This window comes from Humidisolicoccus flavus (assembly GCF_045689595.1).
GTDB lineage: Bacteria > Actinomycetota > Actinomycetes > Actinomycetales > Microbacteriaceae > Humidisolicoccus > Humidisolicoccus flavus.
In genome coordinates, this window is sequence record NZ_CP142724.1 from 622755 (window position 1) to 643920 (window position 21166).

Annotated in this window: 20 protein-coding genes; 12 read left to right on the plus strand and 8 right to left on the minus strand. The window is 61.5% G+C overall.

What is annotated here, in order from left to right:
* The first annotated feature begins 24 nt into the window (after positions 1-24).
* From U2H20_RS02975 to U2H20_RS02995, 5 genes are read left to right on the plus strand one after another with little or no spacing between them, the layout of a single operon-like run.
* A complete protein-coding gene (locus U2H20_RS02975) occupies positions 25-336 on the plus strand; it encodes a twin-arginine translocase TatA/TatE family subunit (RefSeq protein WP_430593015.1) in 312 nt (103 codons plus the stop codon).
* Between the two features lie 5 nt (positions 337-341).
* The gene (gene tatC, locus U2H20_RS02980) at positions 342-1130 is read left to right on the plus strand and encodes a twin-arginine translocase subunit TatC (RefSeq protein WP_430593016.1); all 789 of its coding nucleotides are present in this window, start codon (positions 342-344) and stop codon (positions 1128-1130) included.
* Positions 1127-3544 (plus strand): DEAD/DEAH box helicase, encoded by a 2418-nt coding sequence (locus U2H20_RS02985; RefSeq protein WP_430593017.1) that lies wholly within the window; start codon positions 1127-1129, stop codon positions 3542-3544. The genes tatC and U2H20_RS02985 overlap by 4 nt, the downstream gene beginning before the upstream one ends.
* Positions 3541-5124, plus strand: a complete 1584-nt coding sequence (gene lnt / locus U2H20_RS02990; RefSeq protein ID WP_430593018.1) for an apolipoprotein N-acyltransferase — start codon at positions 3541-3543, stop codon at positions 5122-5124. The genes U2H20_RS02985 and lnt overlap by 4 nt, the downstream gene beginning before the upstream one ends.
* Positions 5117-5881, plus strand: coding sequence for a glycosyltransferase (locus U2H20_RS02995; RefSeq protein WP_430593019.1), 765 nt, complete (start codon positions 5117-5119; stop codon positions 5879-5881). Before lnt ends, U2H20_RS02995 begins: the two co-directional genes overlap by 8 nt.
* 88 nt (positions 5882-5969) lie before the next feature.
* Here the strand turns inward: U2H20_RS02995 and U2H20_RS03000 are convergent, their stop codons facing one another.
* From U2H20_RS03000 to U2H20_RS03010, 3 genes are all read right to left on the minus strand, one after another.
* Positions 5970-6743, minus strand: a complete 774-nt coding sequence (locus U2H20_RS03000) for a glycerophosphodiester phosphodiesterase family protein (protein WP_430593020.1) — start codon at positions 6741-6743, stop codon at positions 5970-5972.
* Complete coding sequence (locus U2H20_RS03005; RefSeq protein ID WP_430593584.1) at positions 6744-7961, minus strand: SPFH domain-containing protein; 1218 nt, start codon at positions 7959-7961, stop codon at positions 6744-6746.
* Between the two features lie 269 nt (positions 7962-8230).
* Positions 8231-8689: an NfeD family protein gene (locus U2H20_RS03010; RefSeq protein ID WP_430593021.1), complete on the minus strand. Its 459-nt coding sequence runs from the start codon at positions 8687-8689 to the stop codon at positions 8231-8233.
* A gap of 208 nt (positions 8690-8897) precedes the next feature.
* Between U2H20_RS03010 and U2H20_RS03015 the strand changes: the two genes are divergently transcribed.
* From U2H20_RS03015 to U2H20_RS03035, 5 genes are all read left to right on the plus strand, one after another.
* Entirely contained in the window at positions 8898-9659 is a 762-nt protein-coding gene (locus U2H20_RS03015) for an SDR family oxidoreductase (RefSeq protein WP_430593022.1), read from the plus strand.
* Positions 9660-9727: 68 nt separating this feature from the next.
* On the plus strand, positions 9728-11746 hold the full coding sequence (locus U2H20_RS03020; protein WP_430593023.1) for a prolyl oligopeptidase family serine peptidase: 2019 nt from the start codon (positions 9728-9730) through the stop codon (positions 11744-11746).
* Positions 11743-12231, plus strand: a complete 489-nt coding sequence (locus U2H20_RS03025) for an NUDIX hydrolase (protein WP_430593024.1) — start codon at positions 11743-11745, stop codon at positions 12229-12231. Before U2H20_RS03020 ends, U2H20_RS03025 begins: the two co-directional genes overlap by 4 nt.
* Positions 12232-12247: 16 nt before the next feature.
* The gene (gene galU / locus U2H20_RS03030; RefSeq protein ID WP_430593025.1) at positions 12248-13156 is read left to right on the plus strand and encodes a UTP--glucose-1-phosphate uridylyltransferase GalU; all 909 of its coding nucleotides are present in this window, start codon (positions 12248-12250) and stop codon (positions 13154-13156) included.
* Between the two features lie 693 nt (positions 13157-13849).
* Positions 13850-14890, plus strand: a complete 1041-nt coding sequence (locus U2H20_RS03035) for an epimerase (protein WP_430593026.1) — start codon at positions 13850-13852, stop codon at positions 14888-14890.
* Here the strand turns inward: U2H20_RS03035 and U2H20_RS03040 are convergent.
* Complete coding sequence (locus U2H20_RS03040; RefSeq protein ID WP_430593027.1) at positions 14845-16353, minus strand: SulP family inorganic anion transporter; 1509 nt, start codon at positions 16351-16353, stop codon at positions 14845-14847. The genes U2H20_RS03035 and U2H20_RS03040 overlap by 46 nt on opposite strands.
* Positions 16354-16536: 183 nt before the next feature.
* Between U2H20_RS03040 and U2H20_RS03045 the strand changes: the two genes are divergently transcribed.
* Positions 16537-17268, plus strand: a complete 732-nt coding sequence (locus U2H20_RS03045; RefSeq protein ID WP_430593028.1) for a flavodoxin family protein — start codon at positions 16537-16539, stop codon at positions 17266-17268.
* 9 nt (positions 17269-17277) lie between these two features.
* On the opposite strand, the gene U2H20_RS03050 is transcribed toward U2H20_RS03045, so the two are convergent.
* Genes U2H20_RS03050 through dhaK form a run of 4 tightly spaced genes read right to left on the minus strand, consistent with a single transcriptional unit; the run spans position 17278 to position 20144 of the window.
* Positions 17278-17718: an SRPBCC family protein gene (locus tag U2H20_RS03050; protein ID WP_430593029.1), complete on the minus strand. Its 441-nt coding sequence runs from the start codon at positions 17716-17718 to the stop codon at positions 17278-17280.
* Between the two features lie 37 nt (positions 17719-17755).
* Positions 17756-18481 (minus strand): dihydroxyacetone kinase phosphoryl donor subunit DhaM, encoded by a 726-nt coding sequence (gene dhaM / locus U2H20_RS03055; RefSeq protein ID WP_430593030.1) that lies wholly within the window; start codon positions 18479-18481, stop codon positions 17756-17758.
* On the minus strand, positions 18478-19098 hold the full coding sequence (gene dhaL / locus U2H20_RS03060) for a dihydroxyacetone kinase subunit DhaL (RefSeq protein ID WP_430593031.1): 621 nt from the start codon (positions 19096-19098) through the stop codon (positions 18478-18480). The genes dhaM and dhaL overlap by 4 nt, the downstream gene beginning before the upstream one ends.
* Positions 19099-19139: 41 nt before the next feature.
* A complete protein-coding gene (dhaK, locus tag U2H20_RS03065) occupies positions 19140-20144 on the minus strand; it encodes a dihydroxyacetone kinase subunit DhaK (protein WP_430593585.1) in 1005 nt (334 codons plus the stop codon).
* 238 nt (positions 20145-20382) lie between these two features.
* Here dhaK and U2H20_RS03070 point away from each other — a divergent pair, with 238 nt between their 5' ends.
* A complete protein-coding gene (locus U2H20_RS03070; RefSeq protein ID WP_430593032.1) occupies positions 20383-21141 on the plus strand; it encodes an MIP/aquaporin family protein in 759 nt (252 codons plus the stop codon).
* Positions 21142-21166 lie beyond the last annotated feature (25 nt).

Genomic DNA, 21166 nt, shown 5'->3' on the forward strand with positions numbered 1-21166 from the left:
TTGACAGGGGAGCGTAGTTACGTCATGGGCGGTTTTTTTGGAAACGCGGCATCACACTGGTGGATCATCCTCATTATTGTGCTGCTCGTTTTTGGCGCCACGAAGTTGCCGCAGCTCGCAAAGGGCGCAGGCCAAGCGATCAACATCTTCAAGAAGGAGATGAAGTCGGACGATTCCGCGAAGTCCTCGACGACTCCGGCGGCTTCGACCGACGTCACTGGCTCAAGTCAATCAACTGCTGCCTCGTCGCCTGCCGCTGCACCGCAGCCGACCGTCGCACCAGAACCTGCGACCCCGAGCGTCGTCCAGCCGACCTCTGCGCCTGACCAAAAGTAATGCCTGTGGCTCGCGCAGAGCGTGCCGAAAACGCTGAGAAGAAGATGCCCCTGGGGGTGCATCTCCGCGAAGCTCGAAAACGATTCGTCATTTGCCTTCTCGCGATCGCAGCAACTTCGATCGCGGGATTCTTCGCCGCCCCGTTCGTCATTCACGAACTCCGTGCGCCGCTCGAACAGTTGGCGCAAGACGGTCGGCCCGTCAACCTGAACTACCAGGTCGTGACCGAATCCTTCGACATCCGCATGCGGATCGGCTTCCTCCTCGGCATCGTCGCGGCAAGCCCCGTCTGGCTGTACCAAATCCTTCGCTTCTTCGTACCCGGTCTCAAGCATCGCGAACGCGCCTACGTCTTCGGTTTCCTCGGAGCCGCTGTTCCGCTGTTTCTCGGCGGTTGTTATCTCGGCTGGATGCTCTTGCCTCGCATCACCAGTATTTTCGTCGGCTTCGGTGAGGTCGATCTCGCTGCATTTCTCTCGGCTTCGAGCTACTTCGACTTCTCCTCGAAGCTCGTCCTCGCTATTGGCGTCGCCTTCGTACTTCCGGTTTTCGTTGTCATCTTGAACTTCGCGGGAGCGATGAGCGGAAAGACGATCATGAAGGGCTGGCGCTGGGCAATCATCGGTGTCACGCTGTTCACGGCGTTCGTCACTCCTGCGGGAGACATCATGTCGATGTTCGTCATCGCGATTCCGATGTGGCTGATCTTTTTCGCAGCAGCAGGCATCGCGCTTTTCAATGATTGGCTTCGGGCTCGTCGAGAACGCAAGCGAGAGGCTGAACCCGCACTGTGAGTGTTACCGAATTCTTCGGAGCGAGCCTGCCCTTCGGACTCGACCCGTTTCAAAAAGATGCGTGCGAACAGCTCGAAGCGGGCAAGAGCGTCCTCGTCGCAGCGCCGACGGGTGCTGGCAAAACCATCGTTGCGGAGTTCGCGATCCACCTCGCGATGCGCGAACCGATCGGGCGGGTGTTTTATACGACCCCGATGAAGGCGCTCAGCAATCAGAAGTTCCGCGAATTACAGAGCGTGTACGGCGAATCCGAGGTCGGGCTCCTGACGGGAGACACCTCGATCAATGGCGGCGCGCGCATCGTCGTCATGACGACCGAAGTGCTCCGCAACATGCTGTACGCGGAACCCGGCCGCCTCGACGATCTCGCATACGTCGTGCTCGACGAGGTCCACTACCTCGCTGACCGGTTCCGTGGGCCGGTTTGGGAGGAAGTGATCATTCACCTCCCGCAGCATGTTCGTCTGGTGTCGCTCTCGGCAACCGTCTCGAATGCGCGTGAATTCGGAGATTGGCTCGAGGCCGTTCGCGGGGCGACGAGCGTCATCGTCAGTGAGATTCGCCCGGTGCCCCTCGACCAGCACGTCATGATCCGAGGACGCTTCGTTCCACTGTTCGATTCGAAAGTCGGCGAGAGGATGAACCGGCCGAATCCGGAACTTGTGGAACTTTCCCGAGGAGGCGGCGAAGGCAGCGCATCGCGAGCATTTCGCGATCGAGGCGGCAACAATCGCCACCGCGGTCGACGCCAGCAACAGCGAGGCGGTGGTGGTTCGTGGCACGCGCAGCGACAGGAATCCCAGCGAGTCAATCGTGCTTCGGTCGTCGAGCAGCTCGAAGACGCGAACATGCTGCCCGCCATTGTGTTCATCTTCTCGCGCAAAGGCTGCGAGGGCGCGGTACAGCAAACGGTCGCGAGTGGGGTCAGGCTCACGACCGCGGAAGAGCGTGCGGTGATCCGCTCCATCGTCGACGAGCGCACCCGGCTGCTCCGTGACGAAGATCTCGGCGTGCTCGGCTATTGGGAGTGGCTCGATGCGCTCGAACACGGCGTCGCTGCGCATCATGCCGGGCTCATTCCAGCGTTCAAGGAAGTGGTGGAGGAACTTTTCCGTCTTCGCCTCGTCAAGGTCGTCTACGCGACCGAGACGCTCGCACTCGGCATCAACATGCCTGCGCGAACGGTCGTCCTCGAAAAGCTCGAGAAGTTCAACGGTGAAGCACGAGTCCCGATCACCTCGGGCGAGTACACGCAACTGACTGGTCGCGCCGGACGACGGGGCATCGACACTGAGGGCCACTCACTGATCGTGTGGTCTGGTTCACTCGAGCCCGGCGCAGTTGCACAACTCGCATCACGCCACTCGTACCCGCTCGTTTCTGTGTTCCGTCCGACGTACAACATGGCAGTCAACTTGATCGAGCGGTACGGCCGTGACGAGACCCGCTCGATCCTCGAAACGTCCTTCGCGCAGTTCCAAGCAGACCGCGCCGTCGTGTCGCTCGCGCGCGGCGTGCAGGAGAAGCGCGCATCTCTGGCGGGGTATGCGGAATCCCTGCAGTGCCATCTCGGCGACTTCCCTGAGTACGCGCAATTGCGTCGTGAACTCAGCGAAGGGGAACGCGCTGCCGCCGCGCCCGGCCTGTCGGCTGCGGCGAAGGAGCGAGCACAACGGGCACTGAAAAAGACTCGCGGCCGCATGAAGTCGCACCCATGCCACGCGTGTCCAGATCGAGAAACGCACGCACGCTGGGGAGAGCGCTATTGGCGCTTACGCCGAGAAGTCGAAAAGACCGAGCGACAAATCGCACGTCGCACCGGCACGATCGCGGTCACGTTCGATCGCATCACTGAAATCTTGATCGAACTCGGGTATCTCGAAGCGGCCGAGGAGGGCACCCGAGTCACAGAGCGCGGCAGCATGCTTCGCCGAATCTACGGAGAGCGCGACCTGCTCATTGCCGAAGCCCTGCACCGGGAACTCTGGAAGAAACTCGATGCGCCAGCGCTCGCTGCCATGGCGTGTGCTCTCGTGTACGAGGGACGCAGAGACGACGGAATGCTGGCAGAGCGGTACCTGCCGAAGGGCGCGTTCCTCGACGCCCTCAATGCATCGCAACGTTTGTGGGCGGAGCTCGACGACCTCGAGCAATCCCATCGCCTTCCTGGATCAGAGCCGCTGGCTACCGGACTGACCCTCGCGATGCATCGTTGGGCGCGAGGCGCAGATCTCGAGTTGGTTTTGCGCGACAGCGAGCTTTCTGCCGGTGACTTCGTACGGTGGGCCCGGCAGACGATTGACGTCCTCGAACAGCTCACGATGGTCGCCCCCGGTGAACTCGCAAAGACCGCCTACGCTGCCCTGGAAAAGGTGCGGCGAGGGATCATCGCTGATGCCGGGGCTGCACAATGAGCGCGCTCACGCCTCGGAAACGTCCGACTCGCTCTCGTGCGCCATTGCGCTTCTGGCCTGCGCTCGCGCTGAGCCTCGGGTCTGGACTCGTCCTCGCGCTCGCGTTCCAACCGCTGGATTGGTGGCCGCTGGTCTTCCCCGCCGTGGCGGCGATGCTCTGGTCAGTTCGGGGCCGGAGTCTTCGCGGAGCAGCGGTCATCGGCGCAGCGCACTCGGCCGCCTTCTACGTCCCACACATCTGGTGGATCACGGTGTACCTGGGTGCTCCGCCGCTCATCGGTCTCGTCATGGTGATGGTGGTGTGGGGAGTTCTCGGCGCAATGCTGCTCGCGCTCGCTTGGCAGTGGGGCGAACGATTCTTCAGGACCCAGGCGAGCCGCACCTTCGCGCTCCCAGCACTGCTCGCAGGACTCTGGACTGCTCGCGAGGCTGTTGCCTCGACATTCCCCTTCGGAGGATTCGCCTGGGGAAGGGTGGCGCACTCGCAAGCTTCGAGCCCGATCGGTGACGCGATCTCCTGGGTGGGGATGAGCGGTCTCAGCTTCCTGCTCGTCTTCGTCTCCGCGATCTTCCTGCAGCTCCTCCTCATCCGAGGAACGATGGCCCGACGACGGTTCGTCACCGCGGCAGCCGTCGCCGTCGCGCTCGTCGCGATCCCTGTGTTCCCCACGCAGACGACCGGGACGATTCGAGTCGGGGCGGTGCAGGGCAATAGTCAGGCAGGGTTGTTTGCCGAGTACGTGCCCGGCCAGATCATTGCGGAACACGCGGATGCGAGTCAGCTGCTTGCCGGCGAAACGATGGACGTGCTCGTGTGGCCGGAGAACGCGGGGGAGTGGATGCCCCACGAGCGTCGCGGGAGCACCGAGATGATCGAGGAAATCGTTGATCAGTTCGACGTCCCGCTCGTTCTCGGAGCGATCACCGCTGAGAACATCGGCGAGGAAGACGAGCAGGTCTTCAACTCCCTGCAGCTCTGGGAGCCGGGCGCACCGGCGACCGAGACCTATCACAAACGGCACCCGGTCCCGTTCGCCGAGTATCTGCCTGCTCGAGACTTCTTCTACCCACTCGCACCCGATCTCTTCGATCTGATTCCGAGGGATTACTCCGTCGACCCGTCGAGCGCGAATGCGTTCCGAATCGACGATTTCGTCGCTGGACTCGCGATCTGTTTCGACATCGTGGACGACGCCCTCACTCGCGAGATGATTCTCGATCATGGCGCGGAAATTCTCTTCGCTCCTACAAATAATGCCGATTTCGGCGAGGGGAGTGCCGAAAACGTACAGCAGCTCGCGATCGCACAGTTGCGCGCGATGGAAACCGGCCGAGCGCTCGTGAATATTTCTACCGTCGGTACGAGCGCGATGGTGCTGCCGGATGGAACAATGGTCGAACGACTGACGCAATATGAAGCAGGAGTCATGCTTGCTGATTTACCGCTGTCGTCAACGGTGACTCCAGCGGTTGCATTTGGAGCGTGGATCGAGCTCGTGCTCTGTCTCGGCGCAATCCTGCTGCTGGGGGCGCTTGGAATTCGCTCGTTCATGCTGCAGAGAAGGACTACCCGTGGCTGAGACCCTCGTTCTCGTTCCGACCTACAACGAATTTGAGAACCTCGAACGCACAATCGGACGCCTCCGACAGGCAGTCCCGCACGCGGACGTGCTCATCATCGATGATGCGAGTCCAGATGGCACCGGAAAGCTCGCGGCCTCACTCGCCGCAGAAGACGCTGCCGTCTCGGTGCTCCACCGGTCCTCGAAATCAGGATTCGGTTCGGCCGCTCGTGAAGGAATGCGCAGAGCGATCGTCGAGGGTTATCGATTTGTTGCGGTGATCGACGCGGACGGATCCCACGACAGCGACGAACTGCCCGCCCTCATCGCGGCCGCGGCTGAGGGCGCCGATCTGGTCATCGGCTCGAGGTGGATCTCCGGCAGTGACGTGAAGAACTGGGCGGTGCGCCGCCGATTGCTCTCGAACCTCGGCAACCGCTACGCGCGCACACTCTTGAAGAGCGAAGTCCGCGATCTCACCGCTGGCTTCCGCGTCTACCGCACTGCGATCCTTGCGAAGATCGGTCTGAGTCAGGTCAAGAGCGAGGGCTACGCCTTCAACATCGAAATGACCGTGCGCATCGCGCAGGCAGCTGGTCACATCGTCGAAATTCCTGCTGCCTTCACCGAACGTGCACTCGGCGCGTCCAAGATGGTGACGAAGCAATTCACCGAGGCGCTCGGGATGGTCACCACCTGGGGCGTGACCGGAGTCAGGGCAGTCCCGAGGATCTCTCGTCGGCACTCGGACACGGGCGAGTTCCCTCGCTCCTGAGTCCTCGCTCCTGAGTCCTCGCTCCTGAGTCCTCGCTCCTGAGTCCTCGCTCCCCGAGGAATGCACGTGAATACGAAGCGCCCGCCGGCTACCGCGGATCCTCTTCGCCCAGTGCTCGATCGTTGAGAAGGTCGATCGCAAGGTCACAGCGGTCGCTGACGATTCCATCAACGCCGAGGTCGAGCAGTCGCCGCATCTCGCGAGGATCGTTGATCGTCCACACGTGCACTTCGACGCCGGCGCGATGAAACGCAGCAAGAGTGCGCGGCGTCACAAGTTGGAGACCGTAAGCCTTCGTTGGAATCTGCACGGCGACGCACCCGTGCAGTGCATGCCGAACGAGGCGCTGCAGACCTAATTTTGCGCCGAGCATGGCGCGCTTCATCGTCGACGCGGAGGCGCTGCTCGCGACGCCCGGCAGGAGCTCGACCGTTGCGCGTCGGCGCTGTTCGTCGAAGGAGGTGATCAGCGTGCGACCGTGCGCCTCGGCCGCGATGATCTCGCGAACGAGCGGCTCGATTGCATCGAGCGATTTGATGTCGATGTTGAACTTCACCGTCGGGAAGCGCTCGAATGCGGCACTCACTCGCAACGGTGATTCACCGTGTCCGAGATCGATCTGATCGAGTTCGCCACTGCTCAGCGATGCAACCGCGATCGGCTGGCCGGTCAGGCGCTCCATGGTTGCATCGTGAAGAAAATACGCAACGCCGTCAGCGCTCGCACGCACATCCGTCTCGATGTACTCGACTCCAGCCGCGATGGCAGCCTCGAACGCTGCCGTGGTGTTCTCCGGATACAACAGAGCAAGGCCCCGGTGTGCGAACACACGCGGGGCCTTGCCGTTGAGGTACTGCGTCACTTACTGCTGTGGAGCTGAAGGTGGCGCTGGTGGAACGTCGCCGGTCTGCGACTGCTTCGGTGCACGAGCGGCCTCGTCGGTCGCGTGCTGCGCTGAACGAAGTGCATCGTCGATGCTCGTCGTCGGCGTTTCCGCAGCGAGGTCGGTTTCGTTCGAGATCGTCCGAGCCTGGCCTGCGCCATCTGGGTTGATGCCACTCTGCTGCAGGGTTTCTGCGATCGAAGGCACGTCAACGTCCGAGACGGTGTCGGGCGTGTACGTCTCGTCGAGCAGCGACGGTCCCTTGTCTTCTGCTGCACGAGCAACCTTCTCGAAGGGAACTTCCGCTTTGCCTTCGAAGAATCCCTTCCCGATCGTCTGCAGTGCGTCCGTGAGCTCGCTTGGAATGATCCAGAGCTTGTTCGCGTCACCCTCAGCAAGCTTCGGCAGGGTCTGCAGGTACTGGTAGGCGAGCAGCTTGTTGTCGGCATCTCCAGCGTGGATTGCCTCGAACACGCGCTCGATCGCTTCGGACTCACCCTTTGCGAGCAGCACCTGAGCTTCAGCGTCACCCTTAGCGCGAAGCACCTGTGCCTTCGCCTGACCTTCAGCGCGGAGGATCTCCGACTGACGCAGACCCTCGGCCTCGAGAATCTGGGACTGCTTTGAACCCTCTGCGGTCAAGATGGCGGCACGACGGTCGCGCTCAGCGCGCATCTGCTTCTCCATCGAGTCCTGGATCGAGTGGGGCGGGTCAATCGCCTTCAGCTCGACTCGGCCGACGCGAAGGCCCCACTTGCCGGTTGCCTGGTCGAGCACAGCGCGCAGCTGTCCGTTGATCGTGTCACGGCTCGTGAGCGCCTCTTCGAGGTTCATTCCACCGACGACGTTACGAAGCGTGGTGGTGGTGAGCTGCTCAACAGCGCCGAGGTAGTCGGCGATTTCGTACGTTGCTGCACGTGAATCGGTGACCTGGAAGTAGACGACGGTGTCGATGGAGACAACGAGGTTGTCTTCCGTGATCACTGGCTGTGGTGGGAACGAGCGAACTTGTTCACGCATGTCGACCTGGTAGCGCATCCGGTCGATAAACGGAACCAGGAAGTTCAGACCCGGCTGGAGGACGCGGTGAAACCGTCCGAGACGTTCTACAACACCGGTGAATCCTTGCTGCACAATTCGAATCGATCGGAAGATCGAGACGACCACGAACAAGAAGATAACTCCGACGAGCACCATGAGGAAGATCACGAAAATGTTGATCTCTGATACGGGCACGAGAGCTCCTTTCTTCTATTGCAATGCGCGAAAGCGCCTGACACGAAATGGCCAAGGTTCAGCCACGAATTTGGTGGTGGACAAAATGGTCAAGAGAATCTCACGGCGAACCGAGAAATTCTTCGAGTTCCTTTGAGACTACCGGTCACAATCACCGGATGACTCGGCGGGGACGAGTATTCACCCGCAATTTCCAGGATCTGCTCCTGAGTGGCAGATTCATCGCGGGCTCAGCGCTCTGCGGGAACGATGATCGCTGTCGCGCCCTCGATGGAGGTCACCAGGATTCGCTCGCCCACGTCGAGGTCTCGCACTCGAACCGATGGAGCGAAGCGTGCGGTCCAGATGTCGCCGTTGGTCAGCGTGACCTGGCCGGAACCGCGTTGGAACGGCAAGGTGACTTCGCCGACTAAACCGATGAGTGCGTCGACATTCGACTTCGCCGGATCGCTATTGCGCTGCAGTCGTCGAAGCAGGGAGGGGCGGACGAGAAAGAGGAGTGCGAGCGCCGAAAGGCTGGCAATCAGAATTTGAGCCCAGAGCGGCAGACCGGTCAGCGAAGAACCGAGCCCGATCAGTGATCCGGTGCCCAGCATGAGGAACGTGAATTCGAGCGTGACCATCTCGATGATGAACAAAATGAGCGCGATGACGAGCCAGCCCACCCACGCGTACTGCAAGAGATCCATATTCCACTCCTCTGTTGCTGGTAATCCTACTGAATCGCGCGGGGCTAGGCCCTCCGAGTGGACTGAGGTCGCAGCGCTCCGGAGGCGAGGCATCGGTGCACGACGGCAGTGCCGGATAGGCTCGGAGTCAGACGTTTTCGAGAGCATCCCATGGCTGCGCCGGAAACAATGCTCATTGCATCTCTGCTTGTTGATTGAAGGAGTCTCTGTGTCCAACCCTCTCGCCCCCGGATCACTTTCCGGCAAGACAGCTCTCGTGACCGGGTCATCACGCGGTATCGGCGCGGACACGATCGGATACTTCGCCGAGGCTGGAGCCAACGTGGTGGTGAACTACCGCAACAAGGCACGTCGTGCTGAGCAGGTCGTCGAGAAGGCCATAGCGCACAACGTCAGTGCGATCGCGGTCGCTGCGGATCTCACGAATGAGGAGAGCGTGCTCGCAATGTTCGAGGCCGCGAAGGACGCGTTCGGCACGATCGACATTCTCGTGATGAACGCCTCGGGAGGCATGGAAGCCGGAATGGGCGAGGACTACGCGCTTCGCCTGAACCGTGACGCTCAGGTTGCCCTGTTGGAGACGGCCTCGAAGTTTCTCGCCGACGACGCTCGTGTCGTCTTCGTGACGAGTCACCAGGCCCACTTCATCCACTCGACGCCGACCATGCCGGAGTACTTGCCCGTTGCGCTCTCGAAGCGGGCTGGCGAGGACGCCCTGCGCGAGATGATTCCTTCCTTGGCGGAGCGCGGTATCGGCTTCGTGGTTGTCTCAGGCGACATGATCGAAGGCACCATCACCGCCACCCTGCTCGAACGAGCAAATCCCGGCGCACTCGAAGCGCGGCGCGAAGACGCCGGCAAGCTCTATAACGTCGCCGAATTCGCAGCGGAGATTGCGCGGGCAGCTGTGGAAGAAGTTCCAGCCGACAACACGCGCCTCGTTGGCGACACGAGCGGCTTCGGCAACTAGACCCGCTTTCGCACTTCCATTGCAACGCATGACGACGTGCACCGGTGCACGTCGTCTGAGAGGGAACGATGTACTCGAACGATATTGAACACCTTGTCGGCCTTGGCCGCCCGCGCCTCCACCCGAGCGGCACCTGGGCCGTGCTCGAGAGCAACCGACCGAGCATCGGGGCGAACAAGAACGTCGGCCAGCTGTGGCGCGTGGAGTTGAACGGTGCGCGCCGCCGACTCACTCGTGGCATTGCAGATCGCGCCCCTCAGTTCTCTCCGGACGGTGCGGTGATCGCTTTTCTTCGAAGCGTCGAAGGTGCGCAGCAAATCTTCTGCATCCCTTCCGGCGGTGGAGAACCAGTCCAGGCGACGAACATTTCCGGGGGAGTGAACGGCTTCACGTTCTCTCCTGACGGGCAACGGTTCGGCCTGACCGCAACCGTGATCGAACATGGTCGGTACGGATCAGTGCAGGGCATCGCCTCGACGCAGGAGCCTGCTCGCCGGATCACCACCTGGAAGACCACGGCGAACGGCGCGGGGTGGGTGACGGGGCGTCACAGCCACTTGTTCGTCGCTTCGGTTCCCGACGTGTTCGCGGAGCCGAATTACGAGCAGGCGGTCACGGTCGACAACGATTCGGACGGTAGCGCGAACGATCGTGCAGCGTCGCACTCGATCGCCGCGGCAACCCAGCTCTCCAACGGAGACTTCCAGCACTCCGGAATCCTGTTCTCGGATGACGGCACGAAGATCCTGACGAGCTCTGCCCGCCACGACAGCCGTTTCGAGGACCTCCGCTCGGAACTGTTCGAGTTCGACGCCCACACTCCGGGTGAACCGACGCTCGTCCTCAGCTCGACCCGGAACCTGAGCATCACCAATCCTTCGAGCATCGTCCGATTCGACGACGGCGCGCTTGCTTTCCTCGCGCAGGAGGTCGGAGAGCGCGGCATCGACTTCGTCGCGAAGAACACCGGCCTGTTCCTGCTCGAAACGAACGGCACCGTCTCGCGGCTGACCGACGCAGAAACGATCGATCTCGGTGAGGTGGGAAGCCACCTGAGTTCTCAAGCGAGTTCCGTGATCGTGCAGAATCGCACCCGCGGTCGTGTCGAGCTGGCACGAGTTAATCGTGCGGGCGAATACACCGTCATCGCCGACGACGCGGTCGAAGTCATCGGCCACGACGCAATTGGCGAAACCATTGTCGCGAGCGTCGCAACGCCCACCTCCTACGGTGAATTCGCAGTGGTCAATGACGGCTTGCAGATCGTGACCGATTTCGGCGCGCCACTCCAGGCGAGCGGTCTGGTCGAAGGGCAAGACTTCGTCGCCTCTGCCCGCGACGGATCGTCCATCCACGGCTGGGTCTTCCAACCCGAGGGTGAAGGCCCGCATCCAGTGCTGCTCATGATCCACGGTGGACCATTCGCGCAATACGGTGTGCACGTGTACGACGAGGCGCAAACCGCGGTCGCCGCCGGCTACGCCGTGGTGATGTGCAACCCCCGGGGGAGTGCCGGCTATGGCGAGGCGCACGGACGGAGCATCCGAGGAGCGATGGGGACTGTCGATGCGAGTGACGTGCTCGACTTCCTCGATGCAGCGGTCGCGGCGTTCCCGAACTTCGATGGAGCTCGGCTCGGCATCATGGGCGGTTCGTACGGTGGCTATCTCACCGCCTGGACGATCGCGCACGATCACCGGTTTGCCGGCGCAATCGTCGAGCGTGGCTTCCTGGATCCAGCGAGTTTCGTCGGAACGAGCGACATCGGGTGGTTCTTCGGTGACGAATATGTTGGCACCGACGCCGAGTCGATCGCGAAGCAGAGTCCTCTTGCTGTCGTTGGCCAAGTACAGACGCCGACGCTCGTTCTGCATTCTGAGCTCGACTTCCGTTGCCCACTCGAGCAGGCGCAGCGCTACTGGGCGGCGCTCAAGCGGCAGGGCACCGAAACTGAGTTGTTGGTGTTCCCAGGTGAAGACCACGAACTGACGCGGAGCGGTCAGCCGCGCCACCGCGTCGAACGATTCGCAGCCGTGCTCGAATGGTGGGCTCGGTACCTGCCGACGGAGAAGAACTCGCTCGCATGACCGATTCGCAGCCGCACGGTCTTCGAGTTCGTCGGACCGCTCGAGTGGTGCTCCTCGACCCCGAAGACCGTGTGCTGCTGTTCTTCACGCATTGGGACAACCGCATTGCCCCTCCTCGCTGGCTCACGGTCGGAGGAGGGATCGAGCCGGGGGAGTCAGCCCGAGAGGGCGCGGCTCGGGAACTCTTCGAAGAAACCGGCTTGCGGGTGCCAGAAGCATCACTCGGTACTCCGATTTGGCAGGAGGTCCGCGACCTCCCAAGCGGTCATTCCTTCGATCGAGTGGATTCGACGTATTTCCTTGCGCGAACGGCCACTTTCAGACCATCGAATGCGTCATGGGAGCCGAGCGAGCTCGAAGACATTCTCGACGCTCGCTGGTGGTCCCTCGAGGCGATCGATTCCAGCAGCGACAACTTTGATCCGGAGAATGTCCGCGACATACTTGCTCGAGTGACCTCTCCCGGTGAGGCACGTTCTGAGTGATCGGTATCCTGAAACTATGACCCGAGTAACAAAGGCCGTTATTCCTGCCGCGGGGCTTGGAACTCGGTTCCTGCCAGCGACAAAAGCGATGCCGAAAGAGATGCTGCCTGTCGTCGACAAGCCTGCGATTCAGTATGTCGTCGAAGAAGCGGTGAACGCCGGCCTCAAGAATGTGCTGATGGTCACGGGTCGCAATAAGAATGCACTCGAAAACCATTTCGATCGCGCGACCGAGGTCGAACTGTTGCTCGGACAAAAGGGTGACCAGTCACGCCTTGCCGAGGTGAACCATTCCACGAATCTCGCGAATATGCACTACACGAGGCAGGGCGATCCGCTCGGGCTCGGGCATGCGATCCTTCGAGCACAGGCGCACGTCGGACATCACGCCTTCGCTGTCTTGCTGGGCGACGACATCATCGATGCCCGCGATTCGCTGCTGACGAAGATGCTCGATGTCACTGAGGAACTCGGCACGAGTGTCGTGGCGCTCAAAGAAGTTCCAGCCTCGCAGACGCACCTCTACGGTATTGCGACGATCGAGGGCGACCCCACGAGTGATGTCGTTCGAGTCACGGGCATGGTCGAGAAGCCGGCACCGGGCGAAGCACCGTCGAACCTCGCGATTATCGGCCGTTACGTATTGCAGCCGAGCGTGTTTGCACTCCTGGAGAAAACGGAGCCGGGTCGTGGGGGAGAGATCCAACTCACGGACGCGTTGCACCAGCTCGCGCTGGACCCGAATGAGGGTGTTCACGGAGTCGTGTTCCGGGGTCGACGGTATGACACGGGTGATCGTCTCGAATACTTGAAAGCAATCGTGCAACTGGCGGTTTCTCGGCACGACCTCGGTCCAGACTTCAGCGAATGGCTGCAAAGTTATGTCAGCAATGACATGGCCTCTGAGCGGGTTGCGGGCGAGTAGCGCAACGACAGCCGTTGTGTACAAACGCTGAGATCGCTGCGCACACCGCCTGAAGCTTCAGCAGCGAAGGTGCGGGCAAGAACAGCGTGAACACCAAGCGGCTCAACGGCGATGCATCTCAGACGGATCGTGACGCATCACGGAGCCCGACTGGGCACACAGAGCGCTCCAGGCACGACGCCTGCGCGTGACGTCGCAGGCGCAGCATCGCACACGAACGTTTTGCATCGCGACGCTGCAGTAGTTATGCCAGAGCACGCTCGGTCAGCATGAAGCTCAGGGCTGCACTCGCGCGTGAACACTGGCAGCGACACCGTCATCGCGTGAGCGTGAATCCGCCATGGCATTGATTCCCTGATGAGCAAGCCGGGCTTCCAGCCCTGACTAATTCGCCGATAATGCACATTATGTCAGTTTGAATTGAGCAGCCGCGCTCCTCTTCTGATGATCGTCGAACTCACGGACAACCTGGTGCTGCAACGCCCGAGCGTTGCACTGCCGCACGACGCTCTCCCGCGGCTTTTCTCCTGCTTCATGCATTGCCCGTCAAGCGCGACGCACAACGGTCATTCAGACGCTTCCAGTCCTGCATCGCACATTTTGAGCGTTGCGACGTCACTTACTGCCACTACGGCCGTCATTCATGTACCCCGGTGGTCTGGTACCCCTCATTAGGGCACATACACTCAGGACATGACACTGCAACAACGCGTGGTTCTTGCCGGCGCTTCAGGCTTTGTTGGCAGGCATGTCTCAGAGGCGCTCGAGCTCGCCGGCTACACGGTCGTGCGCATTGGTCGCGCCGAGCCGATCTCGTGGAACGACCCCTCGGGCGTTCGAGAAGCGATCGACGGCGCTGAGGCGGTCATCAACCTCGCTGGAAAGAGCGTGAACTGTCGCTACACGACGCACAACCGCGAGGAAATCTTCCGTTCGCGGGTCGAGACGACCCGCATTCTTGGCGAGGCGATCGCATCGGCGACAGCCCCACCGACCGTGTGGTTGAACGCGAGCACCGCGACGATCTATCGCTACGCGATGGATCTCCCGATGAATGAGCACACGGGTGAGTTCGGTCAAGGATTCTCCGTCGACGTTGCAAAGGCATGGGAGAACGAGCTGTTCGCAGCCGATACCCCTTCCACACGAAAAGTCGCTCTCCGAATGGCAATCGTGCTGGGCGACGGAGGTGCCACCACTCCCCTGTTGACGCTCGCGAAGTTGGGGCTCGGTGGCGCACAGTTTGATGGCCCTTGGTTTTCGCACCGCCGTTATCGCGGCATCGGCCCACAAGCGAGCGAGCCGAAAGCGCACAACACGCGCAGTCGTGGACTGCAGCGTGTCAGTTGGATCGATATCCGCGATGTCACCCGCGCGATCTTGTGGATCCTGATCAGGTCCGATCTCGAGGGCCCCGTGAATCTCGCGACACCCCATTCGACAACGAATCGTCGCCTGATGCGCACGGTGCGGAGCGTGGTGGGCGCAAAATTCGGATTCGGTGCGTTTCGCTGGATGCTCGAACCCGCGATGTGGCTGCTTCGCACCGAACCGGAGCTGATTCTGAAGAGTCGGTGGGCAGAGCCCGCACGTCTTCTCGAGAGCGGGTTCACCTTCGAACACACCTCTCTTCGCGACACACTTGCAGACGCACTCGTGCGGCTCAAGCAGGGCCGAGACCGGGTGCGCTACTCCCCTTCACCCAAGTTGCCGCTCAAACGCGAACGGATCTGAGCGCTCGCCTCATTGACGCCGAGCACTTCGACTCGAGTTCCGAGCTTTCGATATTTTGTCAAGATCGCATCGAGCGAGGCGACGGTCGACGCATCCCAAATGTGAGATTCGTGCAGGTCGATCACGACGTGGCCAGGATCCTCCGCGTACGCAAATTGCGTCGTTAGATCGTTGCTCGAGGCAAAGAACAACTCCCCGCGCACCTCGTACCGAGCGATCGGTGACGCTCCCTCGGTGAGCACTCTCGTGACTGTCGTAAAGCGCGCGACTCGTCTGGCGAACCCGACCATCGCCGCGACCACGCCGAGGAGGACTCCGATCGCCAGGTTGTGCGTCACGACTACGGCAATGACGGTCACAAGCATCACGATCGTCTCGCTGAGAGGCATGCGACGGAGCGTTCCCGGACGAATGCTGTGCCAGTTGAAGGTCGCAACCGAGACCATCAGCATCACTGCGACGAGCGCAGCCATGGGGATCACCGCAACGAAATCTCCGAAGGCGACGACGAGGAGCAACAGAAACACCCCGGCAAGGAACGTGGAGATCCGGGATCGCGCTCCCGCGGTCTTCACATTCATCATCGTCTGCCCGATCACCGCGCAGCCGCCCATTCCGCCGAACAATCCGGAAAGGATGTTCGCCACGCCCAGCCCCCACGACTCCCGAGTCTTGTTCGAGCGGGTATCGGTGATGTCGTCGACGAGCTTCGCGGTCATCAACGATTCGATGAGTCCGACGACCGCGATCGCTGCGGCGAAGGGGGCAATGATGGCGAGGGTTTCGAAGGTCAGAGGAACGTTCGGGAGCAGGAACATCGGAAGGCTCTCTGGCAACTCCCCCTCGTCACCGACCGTCGGCACCTGAACCCGAAGAACGAGCACAAGGGTCGTCACGACGATGATCGCGATCAACGGTGCTGGGATGATCGTCGTGAGTCGCGGAAGCAGCACCATGATGACGACGCCGATTGCGACGAGCGGATAGACGAGCCACGGCACACCGAACAGGTGGGGAATCTGCGCGATGAACACGAGAATCGCGAGCGAGTTGACGACGCCGACCATGACGCTTCGCGGAATGAACCGCTGCAGTTTCGCCACTCCGAGCAGTGCGAGCACCACCTGGAAAACGCCCGAAAGAATAATCGTGGCGAGAAGGTACTCAACGCCCCATTCCCTCGCAACTGGCGCGACGACGAAGGCCACCGCTCCGGTTGCTCCCGTGATCATTGCTCGTCGGCCGCCGAGGATCGCGATCGACGTCGCCATGATGAATGAGGAAAACAGTCCATAGCGCGGATCTACCCCGGCGATGATCGAGAAGGCGATTGCCTCAGGGATCAGCGCAAGTGCAACCACGAGGCCCGCGAGCACCTCTCTGGTCAAAAGCCTGGGACTCGTGAGTACCGACGACACCCGAAACCGATCAGGGACCGCTCGCTGTACTGATTCGCGCCCCACGGGACAGCTCCTTCTACTTGCGCGCGGAGAACCGCGCGACCAATCGAGATGTCGGCGTCGTTCGTGAGCACTGAGAGTCCGAGTGCACCGGCTCCGTAACTGTACTCTCAGGGCGAACGAATTTCGCCGTATCCCCGCCGGTTTTCCAATGTCATTTCGCGCAGCGAAGCGTAGAATTTCGCAATGACTGCATCGGCGAAACCCCCAGCAACCTACGACGACCTCAGCGCTGTGTTCATCAACACGACGTTGAAGAAGAGCCCAGAAGTCAGCAACACGCAGGGGCTCCTCGATCGAAGTATCGCCCTCATGCGCTCGCAGGGGGTTTCGGTCGAAACGCTCCGTTTCATTGACCACGATGTCGCGACGGGCGTGTACCCCGACATGCGCGAATACGGTTGGGAATCAGACGCGTGGCCCGAGGAGATCTGGCCCTTGATTCAAAAAGCGGACATTCTCGTCATCGGTGGTCCGATCTGGCTCGGCGACAACTCGTCCATCACTCGCAAGCTCATCGAGCGCCTCTATGCCATGAGCGGCGAGCGGGGCGAGAACGGGCAGTACGTCTACTACGGCAAAACCGGTGGAGCGATCCTCACCGGCAACGAAGATGGAGTGAAGCACTCTGCGATGTCGTTGCTCTACAGCTTGCAGCACATCGGTTACACCGTGCCGCCCGCAGCTGACTCCGGGTGGATCGGTGAAATCGGTCCGGGCCCGAGCTACCTCGACGAAGATTCCGGCGGGCCGGAGAACGACTTCACGAATCGCAACACCACGTTCATGACATGGAATCTCCTGCACATGGCACGGATGCTGAAGGACCGCGGCGGGATCCCCGCCTACGGCAACGTCCCAGAAGCCTGGAACGAGGGTGAGCGATTCGGCTTCGACACGAATCCCGAGTACCGCTGAACACGGAAGCTACGGAGTTCCGAGCAGATACTGCTTGAATCTCGCGAGGTTCTCTTCAACGGCTGATTCGACCGCGCGCTCGACGACCACCGAGAACAGTGGAATGTGGCTCGGATTCGTGAGCAGCGCGCTCGACCGCAGGTGCACGAGTGTCGTGTGCGCGTCGACCTCCGCGAGTGTTACCCGCGTCCGTTGTACGAACATGTCGCTCTTGTACTCCACGTCGTAGACATAGGGCGAGTGAGCAAGCACGGTCTCGATCAGCTCGACCGCCACACTCCCCCGGCTGGCGTGAATTCGCTGCTGCGCACCAGGTGCCCCTGGGTCTCCGGAGATCGGATCGATCGAATTAAGCCCGCGGAACCACCGAGCTGGATGACGAGGCTCCGCCAGCCGGGCCCAGACCGCGTCAATCGCGGAGGCTGCGGTGGACTGATCATCGAACTCCATACGCGCCCCGCTTCTCAAGTGGCTTTGGCGTTGCGCGTTACTCACCGAAACCGTCGTTGACGAGTTTCGTCACTGCGTCCAAGGCAGCGGCGGCTTCTGGACCGCTCGCACGAAACTGCACTGATTCGCCCTGAGCGAGCCCGAGACCCATCACTCGCAACACACTTGCAGCGTCGACCCCGTTCACGGTGACCTTTGCATCGAAGCCGTTCACCGCCTTCACCAGAACCGACGCCGGACGAGCATGCAGCCCCGTGGCATTCACCAGCGTCAATGTGACTGATTCTCCGGCTTCCTCGGATCGCGAACCGTGGCTGTCGTCATTCGCTGCGCTCGGGTCGGCCGCAGTAATACTCGGTGCATCGCCCTCTGGCACGCCATCGAACCCGCGCGCAGTCGCTGCCGCTGCCACGACCTCATCGAGCGAACCGTCGTTCTCCGCTTCGATCGCGGCCGCCACGGCGCCTTCAACCAGTGGCGCATCCACGATTCGAACCGGCGCTTCGAGGTCCTCGCCGAGAAACTCGAGCGCCGTTTCCGCAGTCATGATCGCTGAACCGAGATCGCACAGCACGACGACCCCGCTCCCACTCTGCGCGGTGCTCAACGCTGCGAACACCGCATCGAAATTCGTGCCGATACCACCGTCTTCGGTGCCACCGGCGGCGATCATCGTGACGCCCGGAGCCATTTGCGCGGCGAGCTCGACGACTCCCTCCGCGATCTTGCTGCTGTGCGAAACGATCACGAGTCCGACACTCATAGCGCGTCGACCGCCGCCTGCAGAATCAAGGAGGAGGATTGGGCGCCCGGATCACGATGTCCGATCGCACGCTCGCCGAGGTAGCTCGCACGTCCCTTTCTTGCAACGAGCGGCTCAGTGCTCGCCGCGCCAGTCGCTGCAGCGGCGGCCGCAGCTCGAAGCACTACAGTCACGTCTTCTCCAGCTGCGGCGGCCGCATCGACCGCGGGGGTCCAGGCGTCAATCATCGTCTTGTCCCCGGATTCCGCCTTGCCGCGCGCAACGACACCATCACGCGCAGCGGTCAGCACTGCGACGAGTGTAGGGGCGTCGAGTTCGCTCGCGTCGCCCGCGGCCATCGCACCTTTCAGGAACGCGGTCCCGAGCAATGGTCCGCTCGCTCCGCCAACGGTCGAGATCAAGGTGGTCGCGAGCAGTTTCAACACTGCGCCGGGCGAAGCACTGTCATCGAGCGTGTCCAATTTGGCAACGATCGCCTGGTAGCCACGATTGAGGTTCTCTCCGTGATCACCGTCGCCGATCGCTCGATCGAGCGCGGTCAACGCCACCTTCTCGGTTGCGATCACGCTCGCGGACTGCTCGATCCATCGTTTTGCCCATGCGCCGTCAAGCGTCATTGCTTCCTCCAAAGTGTGATGAGTGAATTCGCGGCAAGGGGTTATCGGCCCCAGCGAAGCGCAGCGGTTTGCACCGGTGCGTCCCACAGCGCGATCAGATCTTCATTCAGTTTCGTGAGCGTCACCGAGACGCCCTGCATGTCGAGGCTCGTGACGTAGTTGCCGACCAGGCTGCGCGCCACCTCGATGCCGTGCTCCGCGAGCACCTCGGCTGCGCGTCGGTACACGATGTACAGCTCAACAGCAGGGGTTCCTCCCATGCCGTTGACGAGCAGGAGGACGCGGTCGCCCTTCACGAAGGGCAGGTCTTCGAGAATTGGTGCCAGGAGGCGGTCTGTCAACGCGTCTGCGCTCTCCAGCGTGATGCGCTCCCGGCCGGGCTCGCCATGAATTCCGATGCCGATCTCGACCTCGTCGTCCTCGAGCGTGAAGCTCGGCTCCCCCGCGTGCGGCACGGTGCACGGGGTCAGAGCGAGGCCCATGGTGCGGGTGTTGTCGTTCGTGAATCGAGCGAGTTCGGCAACTTCATCGAGGGTGTCGCCGCGCTGCGCAGCGGCTCCGGCGATTTTCTCGACGACGACCGTGCCAGCGACGCCTCGGCGTCCTGCGGTGTAGAGCGAATCCTTCACCGCGACATCATCGTTGACGATCACCGTCTGTACCTCGATGTCCTCTGCCAGTGCGAGGTCCGCTGCGGTTTCGAAGTTCAGCACGTCACCGGTGTAGTTCTTCACGATGTGGAGAACGCCTGCGCCCGAGTGCACCGTTTTCGTGGCTTCGAGAATCGGGTCTGGCGTCGGCGATGTGAACATCTGCCCCGGAACCGCGGCGTCGAGCATGCCGAAACCGACAAACCCTGCGTGCAGTGGCTCGTGTCCGCTGCCTCCCCCGGAGACCAGGCCGACCTTGCCCTGCACCGGGGCATCGTTTCGATGCATCACGTAGGCAGGATCAACAATGAGGCTGACCAAATCTGAGTGTGCTGCTGCGAAACCGTCGACCGCTTCGTCGACAACCGCCTGTGGATCGTTCACGAGCTTTTTCATCACGAATCATTCCCCTTTTCTGCAACGCGGAGTGCTCACTCCCGGAAGGAGTGCTCGTGTTCAACCTACGCCGAATTCACAATTTCCAGGAAGACCGAGCCAAGGTTTTGAGAGTTCATCAACAAATTACGAAATCAGTACAGACATACCCACAAAATTCACAGGAATCGGGTTAGTGTGGCGTTGTCGCCGACGATGGCGACCAGGCAGCGCCTGAACACAGTGAAAGCAGGTCAATATGGAACAGAATCTGTTTCTCGTCTTCCTCTCGGAGACTGTTGGTAGCTTCTTCCTCCTGCTCCTTGGTGCCGGCGTTGTCGCCAACGTTGCACTGAAGGGCACGAAGGGGAACGGCGGCGGATTCCTCCTCGTCAACTTTGGTTGGGGCCTCGCGGTCTTCGCGGGTGTCATCGTCTCCGGATACTCCGGTGCGCAGCTCAACCCCGCAGTCACAATCGGTCTCATCATGCGTGACGCGGTCTCAGGAACCGACATCGATTTCGCGATGTATGCAGTTTCCGTGCTCGGTCAGATCGTCGGTGCGTTCCTCGGTGCCGTCGGCGCCTGGTTGGCATACAAGGATCACTTCGACGCAGAAGAAGACGCAGCAACGAAGCTCGGCGTCTTCTCGACCGGTCCTGGAATCCGCAATAAGGGCATGAACTTCATCACTGAGGCGATCGCAACCTTCGTGCTCGTCTTCGTGGTCATCGGCTTCGGCTTCAATGGCGATGCTTCTGGCCTTGCAGCTCTCGGCGCACTGCCGGTCGCACTGCTCGTGCTCGGAATCGGTGCTTCACTCGGTGGCCCGACCGGCTACGCGATCAACCCGACTCGTGACCTCATGCCACGTCTGGCGCACGCGATCCTCCCTATCAAGGGCAAGGGCGACAGCGACTGGGGTTACGCATGGGTTCCCGTTTTCGGCCCACTCTTCGGTGGAGCGGTCGCCGGCCTCACGGCACCATTCCTGATCGCTGCTGGCGTAGCAGCCTAAATTCTGTGGCGGGTCGCGAAAGCGG